Below are 19857 nucleotides of genomic sequence, written 5' to 3'. Positions count from 1 at the left end.
ACCGGCACAAACGCTAGACCTATTCTTACGAATGTCAAATACCATACTGGCTGCATGAGGCTAGGTAGTGAGCTAGAAGGACTAAGATGGCCTAGAGAAATGCGAGCTAGTATAATGATGATGCGATATGAGCCATGGATGGGAGGCTATCGACGAAATCGTCGTGCCGGGTTGCGATTGATCCATGGAATCGGGGCAAACCGCTTGGATAATGTCAGGCGCGTCAATGTTACCGGTATCAATCTGGGCTGGTTGAAACCATACGAAGATCGCTGGTTTGCCTACTCGCGGTATATCATGATATATTATGAACCCGACCTTGCTGAACGTGCATATTATACGCAGCACCGACCAAATACCGCCCATCGCGATGGGCAGCGTCTATCGACATTTTTGCATGAGATTGTGCAGGTTTTCCACCGTGCTATAGATGCTCTAAGGTCAAGTCAGCAAGATGCGGTCCTCAAATTTGTTACCGGTAAACATTTTACGCCATGAGCCCCGCGCACGTAATTGAACCTACGTGTAAAAAGCTGAAGTATATGCTGATGGAAGGGGTTTGGCCACCGGGCGAAAAGCTCGAAGCTTTGCGTTTGGCGGATGAGCTTGGGGTCAGTATGACACCAGTCCGGGACTGTCTGAACCGGCTAGTCGGTGAGGGATTGGTCGAGATGAAACCTGGAGAAGGGTACCGAGTTCCGCGCATTAGCGAAAAGGCCCTTCGCGATATGCTCGTAGTCAATGTCGCGCTGCTTGAATTAACACTTATTACTCGGCCGGAAGAATTGAGCCATGTGGAATTTAAGTTTAAAAATTGCACCTATGCTGACCGGGTAAGCACGTTCTTTGACCTCATCGCCTCTCTTTCCGGAAATATCATCATCATTGAAACCGTACGCTCGCTCAATGAGCGTATGCATATCGTACGAATGAAAGATCTGTTGGTATTTCCCGATGCTCTGCAGGAGATTGAGGAGTTAGAGCAGCTTTCGGCAAATCAAGACGCGGGATTACGCAGCAGTTTATACAAATATCATCAGCGACGACACGAGAAAGTGTCGACGCTCATCGACCTAATACAATGATGGTGCCAATCCTCTTGTTTATTTGATAACCGAGCATATATGTTCATAGCAGAAAATGATATTTGCTAATATCTCAAGCATTGTTTGAATAGTGAAAGCAATACTTGCGCAGCATCTGCTGTTTTGTTAGAAAAATTTCACGCAGTCCGAAATTTGGCGTAGGCTGCGCGGAAATATTCCGCCATCCATCATTTACCCTGGTCCGATAGTGGACCGGGGGCCGGACCGAATAAGGGCTTCGCTAGAAGCTTGAACGGCGGCAGAGCGCTGGCAAATCATCACTCCCTTCAGCTGTTGAGGGGACGATAGATATCGCCAGTGCGATACTTCCATGCTAAAGACAAATGTCCGAGAAAGTCGGACGGGCGAGGCTCTGCCTCAGCCGAGTAAATACTACCGGTCAGATCGGCCAGATTATACCGCGCGACAGACGCTCGAGACGATTTTCCGCCATGAGCGCGAGGGGTTGATCCGTTTTCTCAGAAGCCGTGTCGGATCGGAGCTGGCAAGTGATATTGCGCAGGAGGTGTTCTTGCGCGCTGCCACCAGTCCACAGCTGTCCAGTCTCGTCAATCCCCGTGGTTTCCTGCTATGCATCGCCCGGAATTTGTTGATTGATACTGCGCGGCGGAAGCAATGCAGAGTGGTAACTTTGCCAATGGACGAGGCACGTGACACGCACTGCGATGCACAGCAGGAACATGAGCTAGAGGCAGGCGACCTGATACTATGCCTTGAACGCGCGTTGACCCAGTTACCTGAAAGGACGCGAACCATATTCATCATGAACCGGTTCGACGATATGGCGTATCGCGACATTCGCAACGCCCTCGATATCTCGATGGGTGCCGTCGAATACCATATGATGAAAGCGTTGTCGCATTTGCGCAGTAGTCTATGCGAAACGGTTTAGCATATAAAGATAGTCGCTAGGGATTAGTGGTTCTGGAGTGACGGAATTATCCGCTATTGTTCTGGATTAGGTAGGACTGGTGGCTGTTTTTCAGGTCGTAGAGCTACTAGCCTGGAAATTTTGGCGACCATGTTGTTTTCTCAATGGACCGATGAAAAGCCTCTTAGTGACTGCAAAAACGTTCTTCATTATAGTCACAGAAATCAATCATTGGCATAAAAGCGACATCGGGGCGTCGTTGAGCTAAATTATCAATACCTTGAACTGGGACCATTTCTCAGGTTCAGGCGAACAGCATGCGAACATCCTTGCGGCTCGTGAACGCTTCGCGGAATTGATGGACAGGCCACTGAAGTCCAGCGAGATCGAGCAGCCACTAGCAACCGTAAACTTGCCGCCAGTGGTTATTACCCAAGTGCTCTTACACTTATCACTGTGATGTTGGGAGCCGGGGAAACTATGAACTAACTCATAGCATCGGTAAGCAGAAGACGGCTTAATTCCCGTTGGGCCGTCAACCACACGTGTCTATGGCAAATCCCGGCATTCATCACAGATCCCTGAAATAACAAATGTAACGTAATGTAAAAGACCTTAATGCCTTCTAATTATAGACAAAAACGGACAGCAAGATAGATATCTGACCATCCAATCAGTCCGTGGTAGCGCGCACTGATGAAGAGCAGATGGTTTCTGAGGGTATGAGACCGGCTATTCCATTGAACATGCGAAATCGGAAAACTGGCGATCTTAATTAAATTCGTCCAGATAACGCTCGTCATATAGATAGACCGACGTAGAGCGGCCATGCCAACAAGGCCGAGAATCTCTGTTGTGCTGTTCGACGTATCTGAAAGACGAAAAGGCCCTTAGGGATATTGGTTCTACGTAAAGGACTAGTCCTTATCGGTATCTACCGGGATGGTTGTACGTTCACGGAGACGAACACATATAATACAATGGTCTCGCATTTCTAACCTGCGAGCCCAGGCCATGGTTCGGTAAGTATCATCACGATATGCTGAAGATTCTTTTGCCTAGCCAATATGATGGCTGTCCCAGCGGATCGTATGAGACCAGTTTTCAGGAATCGTACCCTTCGCAACTGACTATGAAAATCCAGGTCTTTGGATTTTTAGAAAGCCTTGTCCATGACTCCAGAAGCTTTTGCCACTCTATAATAGTTACGCTGGCAACTAAGGTCATCCTCAATCTCTGCGTCTATCCCTGCATGGCCAAAAATTAAACTGGGCCGGAAACGATTAGGGAGATATCGATGCAACACAGACATATAATTACGGGCTTGTTGGCGGGAACAGCACTTACCCTCATACCGCAAGCGGTTGCTGCCCAGGATGCAGAAACTGACAAAACCCATGCACAGGAGAGGACGACCGATACAAAAGGCACTAAGAGCAATGTGAGTCTGGATCAACATGGAAGCATTGTCGTAACGGGCTCACGGATCCGAGGCGCGGCAGTGGCCGGAAATGTCATTACACTCGGCAAGGAAACCATAATCGCGGCCGGGCAGGTCGATCTAGGCGAGGCTATCCGTTCTTTACCGCAAAATTTTAGCGGCGGTCAAAATCCTGGGATCGGCACCGGGGCAGGCCTGATCAATAGCAATGTAAATTCGGCATCGAACGCAAATCTGCGTGGTCTTGGGCCTGATGCAACATTGACGCTCCTGAACGGCCATAGGCTACCTTATGATTCCGCATTTGGCGGCGTCGATATTTCGGCGATCCCACTGGCGGCACTTGATCGCATAGAGGTCTTATCCGATGGTGCTTCCGCGATTTATGGATCCGACGCGGTTGCAGGTGTAGTTAACGTCATCCTGCGACGCAACTTCGAAGGTGTAGCAACCTCGGCGCAGATCGGGGCGAGTAACGATGGAGGCTATTTCCGTCAGCAGGCCGACATTGTAGGCGGTACGACCTGGAACGGTGGAGGCATTCTTGTTGCTTATGATTTTTCGCGCAATTCGGAGATTGAATCGCGCCAGCGCTCGTATGCGGGATCGCTCGATCCTGACAGCTTTCTTTATCCCTCGCAGCATCGTCATGTGGCAACTATTTCTGCGTATCAGAGTTTAGGCGATCGCATAGTAGCGAAGGTAGATGTCCTTTACTCGCGGCGCGAATCAGAAACCGTTGGCGGAACACCAGCATCACGTTTCTTATTTAACCCGAGGGTCGAAAGCCTGACTGTAGCACCGTCGCTGGAACTGCAACTGGGTTCGAACTGGGAAGCCAAAATCGTTGGCTTGCTCGGACGAGATCACACAAACTATCAAACCAGCTTTACACCTCTTGGCGGTAGCACCAGGATTACGAGTGGGTGCTATTGCAATAGTGTCACATCGCTCGACATAAGCGCGGATGGCCCGCTGTTCGAACTGGCAGGGGGTAACGCCAGGATGGCGATCGGTGGAGGTATTCGGGATAATGGGATGGATTTTACGCGGCTGATTAACGGTGCGCCGTCAGCAGCCTTCAACGTTTCGCGCCGCAGTCGCTACCTCTACGGCGAAATCTATTTGCCGTTGGTATCGACAGAGCTCGAAATTCGCGGGATTAACAGACTCGAACTATCGGGCGCGCTGCGCTACGAGGATTATAAAGGGCTGGACCGGCTCGTGACTCCGAGGATCGGGCTCATCTATGCGCCAGTGCCTACCCTGACCCTGCGTGGGAGCTTTGCACGATCGTTCAAAGCGCCTTCGCTTTACCAGCAATATGTCCCCTTTCAGGCATTTTTGCTTCCTGGCGGCGCCTTCGGAGCAGGCGTGGGCACTGTTTTCTACACAAGCGGCGGCAATCCAGACCTTGAATCTGAACGTGCTTCCAGCTGGACTGTAGGGTTCGAGTTCAAACCGAAAATGCTAGCCGGTTTCACAGCCGGTGCGACCTATTTTGACATAAGCTACCGCGACCGCGTTGTACAACCTATCGCGGGGTCGATTGCCGCTGCTTTCAACGATCCTGGCTATACAACGCTGATTAATAGATCGCCTGGCGAGGCACTGCTGGCAGACTTGGTGGCGGGTGCACAGCTAGGGCTACAGAACTTCTCTGGCGTGCCTTATAATCCTGCCAATGTCATTGCACTTGTCGACAACCGGAATATCAATGTTGCCGTCCAGAAAATTCGCGGTGTCGATGCACATCTCGCCTGGAACGGAACTGTTGGTGCGGGAAGGCTCGGAGTCGATCTGGCAGCTACATGGCTTGATAGCAGCCAGCAACTGACACCCGACCTACCGCAAGTCGATCTGGCAGGTACGATATTCAATCCACCCAGAGTTCGTGCGCGCGCAGCTGTCAGCTACCGGGTCAACGGGTTCAGTCTGTCGTCATCACTAAATTATACAGGTGCGCTGCAGGACCAGCGGTTTGCGACAAAAGCACGGATATCACCGGCCGCGACGCTTGACATGGGGGCGAGCTATGATGTGATTGCTGGAAAGGGAGCCGAACCGGGGCTGTCGCTTTCGATCACGATCAATAATGTCTTTAACGACAAACCGGATGTCATCCGCACAACCGGGCCAACCGACACACCCTATGATTCCACAAATTTCTCGCCGATCGGACGTTTCATTGCCGTCGGCATCCGGAGTAATTGGTAATGAGCCTCCTATTAGCTTCATTGCTGGCGACGACCATTGTTCCGACTGCTGTGGTCCCGCCATCGTCCATTGATCCGTGCGCCAAATTTGACCACTTTACGGACCGTAATCTATCGTACCGACGGATTAACGCTACGGATCTGGTCGAGCTCTCGGATATCGGCAGATCCGATTCCAATGAATCAGCCAGCCCGTTCAGTATTTCGCCCAATGGTAAAAGCATCGCATTTCTTTTGCGAAGGGCCAATGCGCAGGAAAATCAATATTGTCAGCGACTGATGGTGGCGCAGATGGATGGTAAAGGCGAGCCTAGAGAGATTGATCGCGGCGGCAAGTTTATCAGGGCTGATTTCCCGCTGCATAATTTTACATCACTTATGAGCGGGTACGCCAAGGTGATTACGCCGCGGTGGTCACCCGACGGCAAATATATCGCTTTTCTGAAACGCAGCAATGGAATTGATCAGGTCTGGGTGGTCGCAGAAGATGGTGAAACGCCTGCGCAAAACGCCACCGCAATGCCCGATAACATTGACAATTTCGCGTGGACGGCAGGCGGGCAGTCACTGGTCTTAGCGACGCGTCCCGGTATCCGCTTACAGGCGGAGGCGATTGCGCGGGAGGCACGAACCGGCTTTCTCTTTGGAGACCGTTTTGCTCCCGATAAAGCCGGTCGTCCGATTCCTACCGGACCGGCCGAACCTGTATATCACACTGCTACACTTGCAACAGGAGATATCCGGCCATCAACTCCCGCTGAAATCGAGCTTCTCGTTGAAGACCGACCAGAATCTGTTGCACCTGCGGCGAGAAGCTATGTCAAGGCCAATAGCGGCGCAGCCGCCTGGCTCGAGCCGCTCCATCCGCGGCGGCTACTGAGCCAATCTCGGCTCGTCATGGCTTTGCTCGATGGACAGAAACTGCACTGTGAGGAACCATTATGCTTCGGCGTCAGACAAATATGGTGGTCAGTGGACGGCTTCACGCTTTATGCGCGCCAGAAGACCGGATGGGCCGGCAGTCAGACTGCGCTGTTGCGCTGGCGGGTCGGAGAACCGAAACCCAAGCGCATCATGGTGACCGATGATGCGCTTGTCGGTTGTGATCTTACTCACGAAGAACTGGTTTGTGCGCGTGAAGGTTCGGTCCGTCCAAGAAAGCTGGTAGCAATTGATCCCGATACCGGCCGCGAACGGACCATTGCCGATCCCAACCCGGATTTTCAGTTGATCAAATTGGGCAGGGCCCAGCGGTTTCATTTTACCAATGCCTATGGTGTTGAAAGCTTTGCCGACCTGGTCTTGCCGCCGGATCATAAACCGGGCTCGAAATATCCTCTCATCGTGGTGCAGTATTTCAGCCACGGATTTCTCCGGGGCGGTACCGGGGACGAGTTTCCGATCCAGCTGTTCGCGGCCAAAGGCTTCGCCGTCCTGAGTTTTGCACGTCCCGATTTTGCGGTGGAACAGATAACGGCTGAGACCTCCACCGAATTTAGCCGTTGGCTACGTAAAGATTGGCGCGATCGGCGAAGCGTTCAGTCTTCACTCGAAATGGCAGTTGAGAAGGCTGTGTCGACCGGCGCAGTAGATCCAAACCGCATGGGTATCAGCGGATTTAGCGACGGAACTTCCACGACGCAGTGGGCGCTGATAAATTCACGCCTCTTCAAGGTGGCTGCGCTCGGCGCGTGCTGCGAAGATATGTACGCATACCCGCTCAATGCCGGACCCTATTTCAGGAACTGGACCCGCGAACTTGGTTATCGTTTCCTTGAACCGGGCGCCGACGATTACTGGAAGCCCATGTCGCTTGCGCTCAATGCTGATCGAATAGACACGCCAATTTTGATCCAGACCGGAGACAGCGAATATGAAATTGGCCTCGACGTAGTGGACGCTTTCAAACGTCGCGGAAAAGCAATTGAGCTCTTTGTTCTGGAAAACGAGCCGCATTTTAAATATCAACCTGCACACCGTCTGGCGATTTATGAACGGTCTACCGAATGGTTCCAATTCTGGCTTATGAACCAGATGAATTGTGATCCTGCAAAATCATGCCAATATGGCAGATGGAAAGTGATGAGAGGCGCTCCTAAAGCCGAGGAACTGCGCTGCGATACCAATCACGATGACCATGAACGCGCCCAGTTCTCTGTCTCGACGAGATCGAGCAGCCGGTAGATTATGGAGCCCTCGGACCGGAAATCTACATTGAACGCTGCCTCGACAGCTTTGCGATCGAGCAGGCCATGCCGTGCGAGTAGGCCTTCCAACAGCAGCTCGCGATAAGTCTGCCGGTATTTGTCGAAAAACAACCGAACAAAGCTGTCAGGCCCGGCCTTCGAGACGCGTTCCAAAATCTCGCGCGGCAACTCGGCTGCAAACGCAGCGCGGGCCGGAGCACGGTTGATTCCGCCGGCGCACCAGACCCAGGTCGGAACGCCGAGGCAATATTCGACGAGCGGTTGGCTGAGCAGCGGCGAAAATCGTGGCACCCCTCCTGCGGCCAGACCGTTCACATAGTTCTGGTTGCGCATCAAGAGGACAAGATGATCGTACTTGCCGCGATGCCGTCCTACCATAGTATTGAGCCAGGAAGTTAAAGGCTGAGCGCATTCATGCTGCTCGGAAGCGCTAGATAGCAGGCGTAAATCGGCAGGCCAAAGACCAGATGGCCGCTTGCGAAATAGTCTCACTACTGCTGCGCGCAACATTGTTGGCATCGAGCATCCGGTAAGATGACATAGATCGACCAAGGTTGCGGCCGACCCTCGTCCCGGTCCTTCGCAAAGCAGTCGGTCGATCAGGGGGGCTGCTGAATGGAGGAAGCAGAAAAGATTATCGCCGCCATTTCCGTCGAAAACGACCTCCGCCCCCAAGTTTTGACCGGCATCACAAAGTGCAGCATCAAGTGCTGCCATGAAAGGTTTGCGAGAAGGCCGCGCAAGGCCCGTGGATACGCAAGCCAGCGGATTAATTTCCCGTATATCATATGTCTTGTTCCGTACATTGATGCCAAGATGATCGCCGATCTTGCGGACATAGGACCGCTCGTCGCCGCTCGGGTCTGCGGTTGCAAGCGTAACGCAGTCAAATGGCTGGCCTGCCTTTGCAAGTGCGGCACAGATGAGCGAAGAATCGACACCGCCCGACGCGGCAACTGCAACCCGCCCCAGACGCATGGCCCATGCACCTATTACCGATGTTGCAAGTTCGCGAAGATGCAGGGCCGCCTCTTCGTACGAAGTCTGTATGGTGGACGGCATGAAGTCATCGGGCCACCAGATCTGCCTTCCAGAAACTTGCCGCTCTCCGGCGCCGATCAGTTTGCCGGGCGCCAATTCGTTCACGCCCGCAAGGCACGCTGCACGTTGACGTAAATCAGGCCTTGAAAGATGGGCATATACGGCAGGCCATGAAGGAACCAGCTGAAATCCGCTCACGCGACGCAGCAGCTCGGGATGCGAAGCAAAAATTCGGTGCGTGGCTGTCTCGGCGCAGTAAACGGGTAACAGTCCCGAAGGATCAACGAGTATATGCACCTCGCCTGTCTCGCAATTGGTATGAACCGCGACATAAGCGCCCCAACATTCCTCGATGAGCCAAGCTGCCAGCTTGTCGATATTACTGCACTCAAACGCGTTATCGGGAAGACTTTCGAGAAGCTCAAACGATGACCGCGAAAACAACGCGCCCAATATTACGCCCGCCGCACCCAGATCGACCAAGGCAGTTTTGTCGTCAGTCCAGAGACTGGGCGATTTCCTGCAAAGATCCTTTCGTTGCCTTGATCGTTTCAGTGTTGCGGGCGACCCACATTGACTAGCTAAAGGCACTGCGAGCACGAATTTGACGGCTTTCATATAATCAGGATCGGCTGGTAACGCAGCACTTCCTCGACGCTGTCATTAAGCACTTCGTTACCGGACTGTACCCAGCAATGAGCGCTGAAAGGCGCAAGCTTCACCCCGATGACGAGATTTGTCCGTTCGCCGTCTGAAGCTAAACACCATGCAAGGGCGATTGAACGCGGCAGGCATCGGTCAGCCGCTGTGCGCAGCAGCCGGGCATGTTCGAAAGCACGGATGTTTTGTGCGGCGGTGCGCCGGGATTTCAAAGCCTTGCGGTCAACTGCGTCCTTAAGGCAGCGTAAATTCGACAATGTCGCAGCAAATGATGTCGATGTTAGCCTTCTCTCGGTCCGGCGCTGTATCCAGATAGCTCTGGCTATGTCCGGCAATCGAAAAACACCATTGCTAACCGCCGCGGAGGTACGAACCGGCGCCGTCCAGTCTGCCGGCTTCGGCCAGCAGGCTGGCTGTTGAAACCGCCCTAAACCAGCTTGCTCGAGTTGGTGGAACGCTTCGCGATTGCACGCTTCGGCTAGGCAATAATAACGGTCTTTAGCGATATCGAGGAAGATGAGAGTGCCGCCCAAGTCACACCATGCGAGATCCGGGCTGTTGAAAAACGACATGGGGTTATCTGTAATCCAAAGGGTGCGCGCGATGGGCGCGCACCCTCTCGCATCAGTCGGCGGCTATGCCTGCGGCGTAAAGCCGGGGGCCACCGCTCACATCGATATCGAATATTGCCTGCCCTTTGGTTTCGACCGAAGCCTGACCAAGATCGACAACAGTTTCATCATTGATGTCAAATTCTTTCATTGCTCTTCTCCTTCGTTGCATTTGCGACTCCAGCAGCCGCGACACAGAAGATGAGCGGGTCTGTTTCGATAATCTATTTTATAATCATATTATAATCGCCCCATGATCATTTGTAGCGAGAGACCCCGGCATTGGAAGCACATGTAAGGATTTGCAACAATACCTTTTAGCTTTCGCCTGTACATACATACCGGTATCCGGTCGACGAGCAGAGAACTAAAAATATCCCTCTTTGTAATACATGTATACCGCATGGACGCACGAACGGGTCTGGGACATGAAAATCGGCCGTAGTGCCGGACAAAATCATTTCAAAACTATTATTTTGTTTTCTGCATACGAGACACCTTCACCTGCGGTGGCTAAATTTTTCTACAAAGTATAAGGCTGTGATCAAACGCTTTGTGAGTCTCCCGGCGGATCGGTTCAGAATTTAGTTATCAGACCAGGCTAGGGTGGTGATCAGTGGGCAGAACGAGCTCAATGACGTTTGTGCAAACCCGTGAGATCAGGATTCATTATCCGGCAGACCAAGCACCGACCGACTACACAACTTTAATATCAATATCGTGTGATACCCCTTGCCAATGGAGGCGTAAGACTCCACGATAAGTGTCGATATGCACACTGACCTCGATCACCTTCCGGCAGCCAAGCAACGCGAGATTGAACGCGTGAAGGCGATCATCTTCGAAGAGTTCGAAGACGCGCTAGCGCTCGCGCAGCACGAGTGGAAGAAGAAAGGGAAGATCGAGAAGATCATCCTTTATGGAAGCTACGCAAGAGGCGGCTGGGTCGATGAACCGCACACGGCCAAGGGCTATCGCTCAGACTTCGATATCCTCATCATTGTCAATGACAAGCGCCTCACCGACAAAGTGGATTACTGGCTCAAGCTCGATAACCGCCTTATCCGCGAACTTGCTATCGACAAGACACTGCGCACCCCGGTCAATTTCATCGTCCATACCCTTGGTGAAGTGAATGACGGTCTCGCGCATGGCCGCTACTTCTTCATGGACGTCGCAAAGGACGGCATCGCGCTTTATGAAGCCGATGACCGCCAACTCCACGTACCCAAGCCCAAGACGCCCGAGCAAGCGCTGGCCATGGCAAAAGAGTATTTTGAGGAATGGTTTCCAGCTGCGATGCGCTGCTTTGATGTGGCCAAGTATGCGTTGGACAAGGGCTACAGCAAGAAGGCGGCGTTTGATTTGCACCAAACGACCGAGAGCCTTTACCACACCGTTCTGCTCGTCTGCACTTTCTACACGCCACATGTGCACAATCTAGGCTTTTTAAGAACGCAGGCCGAGCGGCTGGATATGCGCTTGGTGGATGCTTGGCCGCGCGACAGCCGCCGTGATCGCGCGATGTTCGAGAAGCTGAAGGAAGCCTATGTAAAGGCGCGCTACTCGAAGCATTACCGTATCAGCGAGGAAGAACTTACGTGGCTGGGTGAGCAGATTGAGGAACTTGGCCGCGTGGTTCACACAATCTGCTTGGAACGGATCACCGCACTAGAAAATAAAGTGCAGGCAACCGAATGATACGGACTCCGTGCGGCAGGGGCGATTTCGCGTTGCGTCGAAAATGGCATTGATGAGATAGTTAAGAATGCTGAGCTGGCGCTCTGATTTCTGGCTGGATGTTCAAATTGTCGGCCATCCTGACCGCCCGATATTAACTCGGCGATCGCTAGGCAGTCATTCATTCTTCCACCGCCGCGACGGCAGCTTAGCGCCCCAATCTCGGAGGAAGAGGCATTCATGCAACAAACCTAAATGCGGACTACCCGCTATTAGAGCATGAGAGTTGATGCCTTGCTGAATTCGATAATTTCGACCATTCCTTCGTGAATGAGCAAATCTAAATCGACGCGCGAGGAAAAAGAGCACCAGCAACTTATGCGACTGGCAATGTCGGCGAGGGATTTTCGCCATGCCTTGAGTGCTGCAACCTTTTTGACCGAAGAGTGCGATTGGAGTAAGCGTTATAGCAATGCGGAGAGACGTAAGTTCCATTGCTACGAAACAACAATGGTAGTCGCATACGGTCGCCCTTTCGCCCAGTCGCGCGGTCAGGTCGCACCACCCTTTAACTGGAATATGGTACCCGAGCTTGAACTTGAACCTGAGGAAATGCGGCTTCACGAACGGCTGCTCACATACCGAAACAAGTTGCACGCGCACTCAGACAGCGACTTCACCAGTATGGGTTTGGAAATCTGGCGAACGCCTCTACCGGATGGTGAGTTCCATGACTTCTTGGCAGTGCGCGGCGGTGAATCGTTAAACTTCGAGGAGAATGAAGTCGATCAAATACATCGGATGTTGTGGAAAATCCGGCACCACGTTGACACTGCCTTGCAGACTCACCCTGCATCGCGCGACGGCCTTCCGGTCATCGCAATTGGGTGAGCGACTGAGCACCGAAATCAGTACTTAAGATATTTAAAATTGCGGATCACGTATTTATGCCTCGACCCCAATATCTCCGTAATGCGTTGTAGTAGAATGGTAGCCATGCATGCTAGGATCGCCAAAAGAAGACTCTCCGCAATCGGCCCAATTGCAGTCGGTCCGATACGCGCCCAAAATCCGGCACCCAAGAGCTGAAGCGCACGGCCCGAATGTAGAAGTTCGATGATGAATTTTAGCAAGCCATTTTATGGTATTTACAGCAGCACAGAACGTCGCGTTAAATGTAAAAGAATCTCCATACTTGTACACTTCTGACCGAGCGATTTTTCAAATGATATAGCTAGTTATGTGGGCTTGAAGCTCGGTGACAGTGGCTCTACTGAAGTCCGGTTACTCAGTTACAACAGAGAATGCTAATGTTCCACTTACAGCCCGTTTTCGAGTGCTATCTCGGACCCAAAGGCCGGTTTCGGAACCACTCATTTAGCCGCGGCCCTTATAATGAGAAGCTGTTCGCTCCTTGGAAGCCTTCTGGGATGAACCGCGGCAGAGTCGGCTTGTCTAATCCCATTGCCGTAAAGACGTATGCGTCGATCCAGTCCAAGGCCTCCGCGACGACGACACCGCAGGCGGACGCATCTTTGTTTGGGAACCTCTGCCCCGAGAGCGTTCCCTCATGGACCAAATCATTCCGCATTTTGCGAAAATCTGGCGGCAGATTTGGAAGATTAAATCGACTAGCCGCGAAAGCCAGTCTGGGCGTGAAATCATTTATCGTCCGTCCTTGAGCGTCAGCCACGCGCTTGGCAGTGATGGCGATGATTTCCAAAATAGTCGTTGTGCTGAGCACGAGATCCTCAAGTGACCAAAATGCCAGCGCGTCGAGAAAATGATGTGCGACGAGACGAATATTCTCATCCATCCCCTTAGTCGGATATGCCGCTACGAAGCCGCCAACCGCTTGAGAAAACGATGTGTCGTCCCGTCACGCGGGAAAGCCAATGCCCATGGCCCGCGGCTGAGGAAAGTGCGGGCCGACCTGCATGAAGGTCACCTGTGACGCTGGCAGACTTCGGCTCGGTGCGACGCTAAGGCCAGTAAGATAACTGGCGGCAAGTCAGAGGGGGATGAGCTCGTAATCGCATGCGTCCATCGCGGCAGCGCGGCTACCAGTGTAAGAGCAGCTAATCTCGAGCTTGTAGGTCTCGGCTATCTTTCCCTCGACAATAGCTCGCTTGTATTCTTCGTATCGAGCATCCTTTCGCAATTCCCAAGATCCTGCCGGAGTTGTAATGGTGAGCGCGTCTGGCTCGCCCGGGATGATTAGGTTCGTCAGCCGGTGGCCAATGTAGAAGTTATCCATTTGCCCACTATGACTGTGTAAAAGCAATAGGCAATATCGACCGTTCAGAGAGAGTAAAACCGCTAATGGAAAACACAGGAGCACTTTTAGGGCCTATTGGGTCTTTCGCTGGTCCTTCCCAGGCGTCGTTTGTCGCCCTGCGATGAATGCGCCCACTTTCAGCGACTTTCGAATTTTGGGGTGCCACAAGCTTTATGAACGGGCTTCTTTTTCGGTCGGCAGGCGTGGGTTTAGATCAAGGCCGAAGATAAACAGACTCAGCTGATGGCCCATCTCTTGTTCAATCTTCTGCGCTTCGTTTTTAAGGAACTCCTTTAGCTCGTCAAGTTCCATCTTTTGGCCCGTCTCAGGGTGCTTCCAGGTTCGTTTTCCGCGGACAGTGATCATAAGGCACCCAGCTCGGCAGTTCCCCTTTGCCATGTATTTCTCGACGAGTTGCGTGCGTAATGCCTTGGCAAGCGCTTTTGCAGTTCGGTTCTTCTCTCCTATCTTCAGTTCGATCACAGCCTCCTGATCGGAGGCTGTGGATCGAAGCCGAATATCAGTCTCCTTTTCTTCTGCTGTCACCCCTTCCTGATCGACTGTGTAGGCTTTCCTCGAGTCCTGCTTTAGGACCCGGGCGATCTCTCTTCGCATGAGCATTTCATCTCCGATGAGCGCCCATGTTCCTCTAGGTGAGTCATCCTGAAGTAAGAGTTCAGCTATGTCCTCTAGTCGGTCGACCATCAGTGCATAGAATTCCTGCCAGGTCTTGGGTGCCAGATCCGCAAACGAATTAAGTGCAGCAACTTGTTCTTCCGATGCAACCGAGCTATCCGCTTGTTCTGCTGCTCTCTCGAGAGCGAGCGCAAAGAACCTATCCTTGAGATCAGCTAGTTCCGGATCTCTAGTCAATGCGAGCTTGGCGGGCCATGCTTCTGTATCTGTAGAGGATAGCAATGCATCTACGATGGCATACCTGCCTCTTTCAGCGTGATCGCGAGCATGGGGGGTGTAGGTTCCAGGACCTCTCTTCACGTCATCCGCTCTCCGGACGTATTCATGAGCGATTTTTGAAAGTTTCAGCAGCAGATTGGGCGCGTAGTCACCGCTTGACAGCCCAACCGGAATGGCGCTGTCGCGATCTCCGAAGAGACCTCCAAACAAAGGAACTGCGTCTTCAGGGCTAGTTTTCAAACGTTGCTCTAGTGCTTCGACAGCCGCCTCAGGGTCGGTCCGAAACATCACCGATAACAAAATAGAAGCGAGAGGCATTGAGACTGGGGAAGCCAACGCCTCTGCTGCCCAATCTTTCAATTTACGAATCTCTGTATCAGTGCCGTGCTTAGGGACAATTCTCACAAGCATAGTCAGACGATTGCAGAGATGATCAAGGCCATCCGCTTCTGGGCTTGCTTTCACCGCTTCCTCGAGCAGATCCATCAACCTAGGGAAAAATACCCTTGCGAGAGAGGTGGGGGCGGACTCAATGTTTTGCAGTGAGATAGATCCCGCGTCGCTACGCTCCTTCAGTTCGTCGAGTAGCTCAACTCCTAGGACTCGCTCAATGATCTCAGAATGGGCTGACACTAGGTCAGGCAGCCAGCTTGGAAATCCATTAAATTCAATGGAGACATACCGTAGGGCAAGCTCGACTTCTTTCTCCGAAAGGCGATCCGACCAAAAAGGATCTTCTGCCTCGGCGTATATGCCGGCTAAGCCCACCTGCCACTTAACTAAGTAAGTCCCCTTCTCGCCATCTTCACGTTCGCTACGAAGGCTAGGTGTCAACGATCTCCAATACTGCATGATCGCTGAGCGAGCGCGATCAGCTGTGTCTTTGTCGAAAGCCTCTTCCAAGAGCCTTCTATTCCAGCCTGAGAAGGGTCTGCCACGCTTCTCGTTTTTCATCGCTCTCCAGAGGTTCCAAACCGTGTTCTCTGTTTTGTTCTTGTCAAACACCGCGTCTGTATTTATCGAAACTTCTCGCCAGAATGTCACCCAACTAGCTCGCGCAATCTTCTTCTTTCGCTCCGCCTTCTCCTTGTGCTTTTGATGCCTCTTTTCCATTCGCTCCAATTCGCGATCACGCTTCTTAGCTCTATCTTCCAGATTTCGAGTGAGAGCAACTTCATCGGCGACATGCCTCTTCAGGCCTTCCAGCCATTCGACCCACTCGACATCCCCTCTGGGGAGGCGAATGGCGGCCTCCAAGGCGACCGCTCGTTTGTCGGTCGGTGCGCCAGAGTCTCCAAGAAAGCCGATCACCCAATCATGATCTTCAGCATCCAGGAAAAGGTGCTCGCGCAGCGTCGCATTGGCGAACCGAGTGTATGGGTCTGATTCCGGTTTGAATTCTTGCAGCAGATTGTCAGCTTCCCAAAAGAGACGCATTCTGACGTCAGGCCCAGCCGACAGGACTCTTTCGGAGAGTGCCTCCAATGCTTCCCGCTGTTGATAGTCTTTGTCTCCTATTTTGAGCGCAATTACTGCGGCCCTCAGCCAGCCTTGAGACAAGAACTTCTTTGGGCCCTCCTTTAGGCAAGTTGCAACCAATGCTGGGATAAGGTGTTCCCTGTCCGACTGCAGATGCGGCCACCTGTCCTTTTGCCAACTGGCAGTGGATTGAATCAAATGTGCAAGTCCATCTCGGAGGCCCTCGAGCGTTTCCGACGAGAGATCCTCGTGGTCAATCAACTTTGGTAGCGACCACGACAGATCGCCGATCGTGTCTTTCTCCTCGCTGTATATTGCAAGTGCGGCGCACAATTGATCGACCGACATATGGTTGGGGAACAGGCGAACAAGAGCGCTTTTGGCCAGTCGCATTGGCCATCCTTTGTCTTCCGCCGCTATTGCCGCCGCCAGATCACACAATCTAGGGTCATCTACACCGATCAACGCATCAAGTGCATTTATCCGTTCTCCGTAGCCTGAGTTCCTGTTTATCACGACGTCGAATACCAGATCCGCACATCCCTTAAGCTTCCCGCCTTCAATTAGGCCCAGAAGGATCTCCCTAACCTCGTGGTTCTCGACGCCTTTGCTCCAATGCGATTGGACGTCCTTTGTAAGTTTCTTCTCTGCTAGCCGAGCCAATTGTATTTGAGGCAGCTGTATACCTCTCCAGTCGCCTTTCCCATGGCGCTTTACTAGAGATTCCATGACACGCCGTCTGTCAGCAGTCGACAGGGATCCTGGGTCACCATGAGTGACAAGAGCTTCTGGTTCACGAATGCACGCTTCGCTGAAGACTGTTCCATTTTCCGGTGCGAGCCAACCAACTACTGGCCGCAGGCTAGGCTTGATGATTTCAAATCCCTCGCTCGTGGTGCCGAATAACATTCGCTTGATTGTCTTGGTGGGAAGCCCCATCCCCAGAAGCCTCGACAGCCTATCCGCGGCTAGAAACTCAATTGCTGATCTGTGATGGAACCTAACCCTTCCATAAGACGCGAACCCGAAAAGCGGCCTTTGGAGAAGTGTGGTAATTTCCTTATGCCCCCACTCCGGAAGAATTAGCGAAGGTTCGAGGGGAGGAGTAGAATTGGCGCCTAACGACCTGTCTGCGTCCTTGCTGTGACGAATTGTAAGCTTGCGGCACAAGACAGCGGCGAGAGCTAGCCTACTCGCACCTTCCCAAGCTTTCTCAATCGAAAGTTCGACCTTCTCTTGCCGATCCTCACGAGGCTGAAGTTTGCACTCGATGTTGGTTTTCACCTGATCTCGATGGCTCCGCAATTCTCCGTGGAGTTTCCAATCGGCGCAGAGTTCAATCAGGTCTTGCGGACGCCTAACATAGCCATCGGCATTCTGTGCCCTTACTTCAGCCAGCATTTTCTTGGGGTCGGCGACCCCTTCATTCGCGGCCAAGATCTCCATATGCTCTGACGAGAGAGGCATGAGAGCGACCTCTCGCCAAACATGCTTTGGTTCAGCTTCGCTCTCCGCTACCTCTCCTGCTTCGCCCATGGCTACGGCTGCAAACCAACCCTCCTGATGGATAGCTACATCAGATTTTGGAACCGGAAGGCGCTTCCGCATCTCTTCTTTGTCGAAGGCAACCGGGCGGCTGGTCACGACAATCCGGGCCAAATTCAACTTCCCATCCAAAGCCTTGGATAGCTTGGTCAATGCGGTGCGAAATGAGCCTTGGCTGAGTTGCAACTCGTCGATTGAATCCAAGATGAAAATTGCGTCCTCGCACTGTGCAGATTGCCAAGCCGCAAAACGCTCAAGTTCCTCTGGACTAAGAAGCTCTTCCATCGGGTTCTTGGCCAGTTCGGACAACTCAAGATAGAATGCTGGCTCACCCGAATTCCATAAACGTTCTTGAAGCCGTTGGCATTCAAAAGTCTTTCCAGCACCCGCCTCGGACACAATCAGAATTCTCCGTGACTCGAGCAGCTGATCCCAATCAAGGCCCCGGTGCCACGACAAAGCTTCTAGGAACTCGAGACGTTCCTCTTCACTGATTTTATCTTCTGGAATGTCACGAAACGTTCTTTTGATTTTAAATCCCTCCTTCGAATCAAGCTTCTGTGCACCAACTGATTGGTTTCCGAGCGGCTACTTTATGTTACGTTTGGCACATTGCAAATGTGTCAATCCAAGCTCGGTTTGCTTTTAGTAATATGTCGGATGGCTGATCGCTACAGCAGCTTCGAAGAGCTTTTTGCGCCTGAGCGAGAGGGTGTCGATTATCAGATCCGAATGGCGGACCGCGCATCTACGATTTCAATCATAGCTCCCACGGTGGATGGATTGAACCGGGCACATCTGAAATCGCTGAGTCGATAGCTGGCACTGAATACTCCTTCTATGATTTCGAAGCGCTGAGACACGGCGCTCATGAAGATTATCATAGAACCTCGCACAAGTTTGATGAGCCAAAGGCATTGGACAATCTCCAGTTCCGTGCATCGTTGTGGTAACTAAGCGGCCATTGGCTGGTAGATGTCAGCTCCCAGTCATGGGCGACCATCAGCGCTTCCGGTGAGCACCCCTCCCGTATGATTTCGAATACCGATCGGGTGAGATTCCCTGGACCAGTTGTTGCTTGGACCTCGGGCAACTCGTTCACAATGTCTGCTTCCAGAGATGCGGCAGCGTTCAACAAGGCTCTCTCAATCATGGGGTGGTTACGTGCCGCAATCATGGGGGTCGTGTTAAAGTAAAAAATCCACCCAGGTTGTTCGGCTCCGGCTTTAGTAAAAACCGATGGTGCCACCATTTGAGATGTTGCGATATCGTAACAGAAGGGTTGAAGCTTTAGTCGACCGTCGTCAAAAAGATGGCCGATTGAAGTGTCATGGTAGACATCGTCGGCGTCTATGTAGAAGCCCCCTTCAACCAGCACATACGCATAGCGGAAATAGTCAGACATCATTGAAGGGTGATAGCAACGAGCGAAGGCTTGTTCGTGGCGGCTTCCTAAGCGATCGCGGATGAAATTGCTCGCCGAATCCCTATCAAAAACTTCCAATTCAAAACCATCTCGCTCCAGTTTCCTCCACGATTTCATACAAGCTTCGACGTCGTCAGGCAGTCGCTCCAGATCATCCCAGAATTGAACTATCCGCCTAGGGGTCGGCCCCGGGCATGAAGACGGCCCAGATGTGGAACTTATGTTGCGCTGTACCAAATCGCGCACGAAATCAGATCTTGCGCGTTCGGCGGGCAGCAATGGATCCTTCTCTACCGCGTCTTTCACTCTTCTTCCGTTCATTGCTTTTTCTTTTGAGCGTGCCCTTAAAACCCATATTTCAAGTTAAGGCTATACTTAAAT

General features: G+C 52.3%; 14 protein-coding genes. 8 read left to right on the top strand and 6 right to left on the bottom strand.

What is annotated here, in order from left to right; genetic code table 11:
* The first annotated feature begins 114 nt into the window (after positions 1-114).
* The 5 genes from AB1K62_RS14215 to AB1K62_RS14195 all read left to right on the top strand — a co-directional run bounded on the left by AB1K62_RS14215 (position 115) and on the right by AB1K62_RS14195 (position 7818).
* Positions 115-498 (top strand): hypothetical protein, encoded by a 384-nt coding sequence (locus tag AB1K62_RS14215; RefSeq protein ID WP_367004543.1) that lies wholly within the window; start codon positions 115-117, stop codon positions 496-498.
* On the top strand, positions 495-1085 hold the full coding sequence (locus tag AB1K62_RS14210; protein WP_367004540.1) for a GntR family transcriptional regulator: 591 nt from the start codon (positions 495-497) through the stop codon (positions 1083-1085). Before AB1K62_RS14215 ends, AB1K62_RS14210 begins: the two co-directional genes overlap by 4 nt.
* A 331-nt stretch (positions 1086-1416) precedes the next feature.
* Positions 1417-1998: a sigma-70 family RNA polymerase sigma factor gene (locus AB1K62_RS14205; protein ID WP_367004537.1), complete on the top strand. Its 582-nt coding sequence runs from the start codon at positions 1417-1419 to the stop codon at positions 1996-1998.
* Positions 1999-3274: 1276 nt separating this feature from the next.
* Positions 3275-5635: a TonB-dependent receptor gene (locus AB1K62_RS14200; RefSeq protein ID WP_367004535.1), complete on the top strand. Its 2361-nt coding sequence runs from the start codon at positions 3275-3277 to the stop codon at positions 5633-5635.
* Positions 5635-7818 (top strand): Atxe2 family lasso peptide isopeptidase, encoded by a 2184-nt coding sequence (locus AB1K62_RS14195; RefSeq protein ID WP_367004533.1) that lies wholly within the window; start codon positions 5635-5637, stop codon positions 7816-7818. The genes AB1K62_RS14200 and AB1K62_RS14195 overlap by 1 nt, the downstream gene beginning before the upstream one ends.
* Here the strand turns inward: AB1K62_RS14195 and AB1K62_RS14190 are convergent.
* The 3 genes from AB1K62_RS14190 to AB1K62_RS14180 form a co-directional block, all read right to left on the bottom strand.
* Positions 7761-9365 carry an asparagine synthase-related protein gene (locus tag AB1K62_RS14190; protein WP_367004531.1) on the bottom strand — a complete coding sequence of 535 codons (1605 nt, stop codon included), beginning with the start codon at positions 9363-9365 and terminating at the stop codon, positions 7761-7763. The two genes, AB1K62_RS14195 and AB1K62_RS14190, sit on opposite strands and share 58 nt — an antisense overlap.
* Positions 9366-9496: 131 nt before the next feature.
* A complete protein-coding gene (locus AB1K62_RS14185; RefSeq protein WP_367004529.1) occupies positions 9497-10114 on the bottom strand; it encodes a lasso peptide biosynthesis B2 protein in 618 nt (205 codons plus the stop codon).
* 52 nt (positions 10115-10166) lie between these two features.
* A complete protein-coding gene (locus tag AB1K62_RS14180; protein ID WP_367004527.1) occupies positions 10167-10304 on the bottom strand; it encodes a benenodin family lasso peptide in 138 nt (45 codons plus the stop codon).
* Between the two features lie 620 nt (positions 10305-10924).
* Between AB1K62_RS14180 and AB1K62_RS14175 the strand changes: the two genes are divergently transcribed.
* A complete protein-coding gene (locus tag AB1K62_RS14175) occupies positions 10925-11854 on the top strand; it encodes a HEPN domain-containing protein (protein WP_367004524.1) in 930 nt (309 codons plus the stop codon).
* A 489-nt stretch (positions 11855-12343) separates the two neighbouring features.
* Positions 12344-12724, top strand: a complete 381-nt coding sequence (locus AB1K62_RS14170; RefSeq protein WP_367004522.1) for a hypothetical protein — start codon at positions 12344-12346, stop codon at positions 12722-12724.
* 499 nt (positions 12725-13223) lie between these two features.
* On the opposite strand, the gene AB1K62_RS14165 is transcribed toward AB1K62_RS14170, so the two are convergent.
* Both AB1K62_RS14165 and AB1K62_RS14160 read right to left on the bottom strand, forming a co-directional pair.
* Entirely contained in the window at positions 13224-13649 is a 426-nt protein-coding gene (locus tag AB1K62_RS14165; protein ID WP_367004521.1) for a hypothetical protein, read from the bottom strand.
* A 633-nt stretch (positions 13650-14282) separates the two neighbouring features.
* On the bottom strand, positions 14283-18449 hold the full coding sequence (locus tag AB1K62_RS14160; protein ID WP_367004519.1) for a hypothetical protein: 4167 nt from the start codon (positions 18447-18449) through the stop codon (positions 14283-14285).
* 347 nt (positions 18450-18796) lie between these two features.
* Here AB1K62_RS14160 and AB1K62_RS14155 point away from each other — a divergent pair, with 347 nt between their 5' ends.
* Positions 18797-19003, top strand: a complete 207-nt coding sequence (locus AB1K62_RS14155; RefSeq protein WP_367004555.1) for a poly-gamma-glutamate hydrolase family protein — start codon at positions 18797-18799, stop codon at positions 19001-19003.
* On the opposite strand, the gene AB1K62_RS14150 is transcribed toward AB1K62_RS14155, so the two are convergent.
* Entirely contained in the window at positions 18931-19797 is an 867-nt protein-coding gene (locus tag AB1K62_RS14150; protein WP_367004518.1) for a glycosyltransferase, read from the bottom strand. The genes AB1K62_RS14155 and AB1K62_RS14150 overlap by 73 nt on opposite strands.
* Positions 19798-19857: the final 60 nt, after the last annotated feature.

Source organism: Parasphingorhabdus sp. JC815 (assembly GCF_040717415.1).
Classification (GTDB): Bacteria; Pseudomonadota; Alphaproteobacteria; order Sphingomonadales; family Sphingomonadaceae; genus Parasphingorhabdus.
The sequence above is the reverse complement of the archived record's forward strand: the minus strand, read 5'-3'. Positions and strand labels throughout refer to the sequence as shown.

Excerpts from the sequence above, each read along its gene's own strand:
- AB1K62_RS14215 (WP_367004543.1), top strand. The coding sequence starts at position 115 with ATGATGATGCGATATGAGCCATGGATGGGAGGCTATCGACGAAATCGT.
- AB1K62_RS14210 (WP_367004540.1), top strand. The coding sequence starts at position 495 with ATGAGCCCCGCGCACGTAATTGAACCTACGTGTAAAAAGCTGAAGTAT.
- AB1K62_RS14205 (WP_367004537.1), top strand. The coding sequence starts at position 1,417 with ATGCTAAAGACAAATGTCCGAGAAAGTCGGACGGGCGAGGCTCTGCCT.
- AB1K62_RS14200 (WP_367004535.1), top strand. The coding sequence starts at position 3,275 with ATGCAACACAGACATATAATTACGGGCTTGTTGGCGGGAACAGCACTT.
- AB1K62_RS14195 (WP_367004533.1), top strand. The coding sequence starts at position 5,635 with ATGAGCCTCCTATTAGCTTCATTGCTGGCGACGACCATTGTTCCGACT.
- AB1K62_RS14185 (WP_367004529.1), bottom strand. The coding sequence starts at position 10,114 with ATGTCGTTTTTCAACAGCCCGGATCTCGCATGGTGTGACTTGGGCGGC.
- AB1K62_RS14180 (WP_367004527.1), bottom strand. The coding sequence starts at position 10,304 with ATGAAAGAATTTGACATCAATGATGAAACTGTTGTCGATCTTGGTCAG.
- AB1K62_RS14175 (WP_367004524.1), top strand. The coding sequence starts at position 10,925 with ATGCACACTGACCTCGATCACCTTCCGGCAGCCAAGCAACGCGAGATT.
- AB1K62_RS14170 (WP_367004522.1), top strand. The coding sequence starts at position 12,344 with ATGGTAGTCGCATACGGTCGCCCTTTCGCCCAGTCGCGCGGTCAGGTC.
- AB1K62_RS14165 (WP_367004521.1), bottom strand. The coding sequence starts at position 13,649 with ATGGATGAGAATATTCGTCTCGTCGCACATCATTTTCTCGACGCGCTG.
- AB1K62_RS14150 (WP_367004518.1), bottom strand. The coding sequence starts at position 19,797 with ATGAACGGAAGAAGAGTGAAAGACGCGGTAGAGAAGGATCCATTGCTG.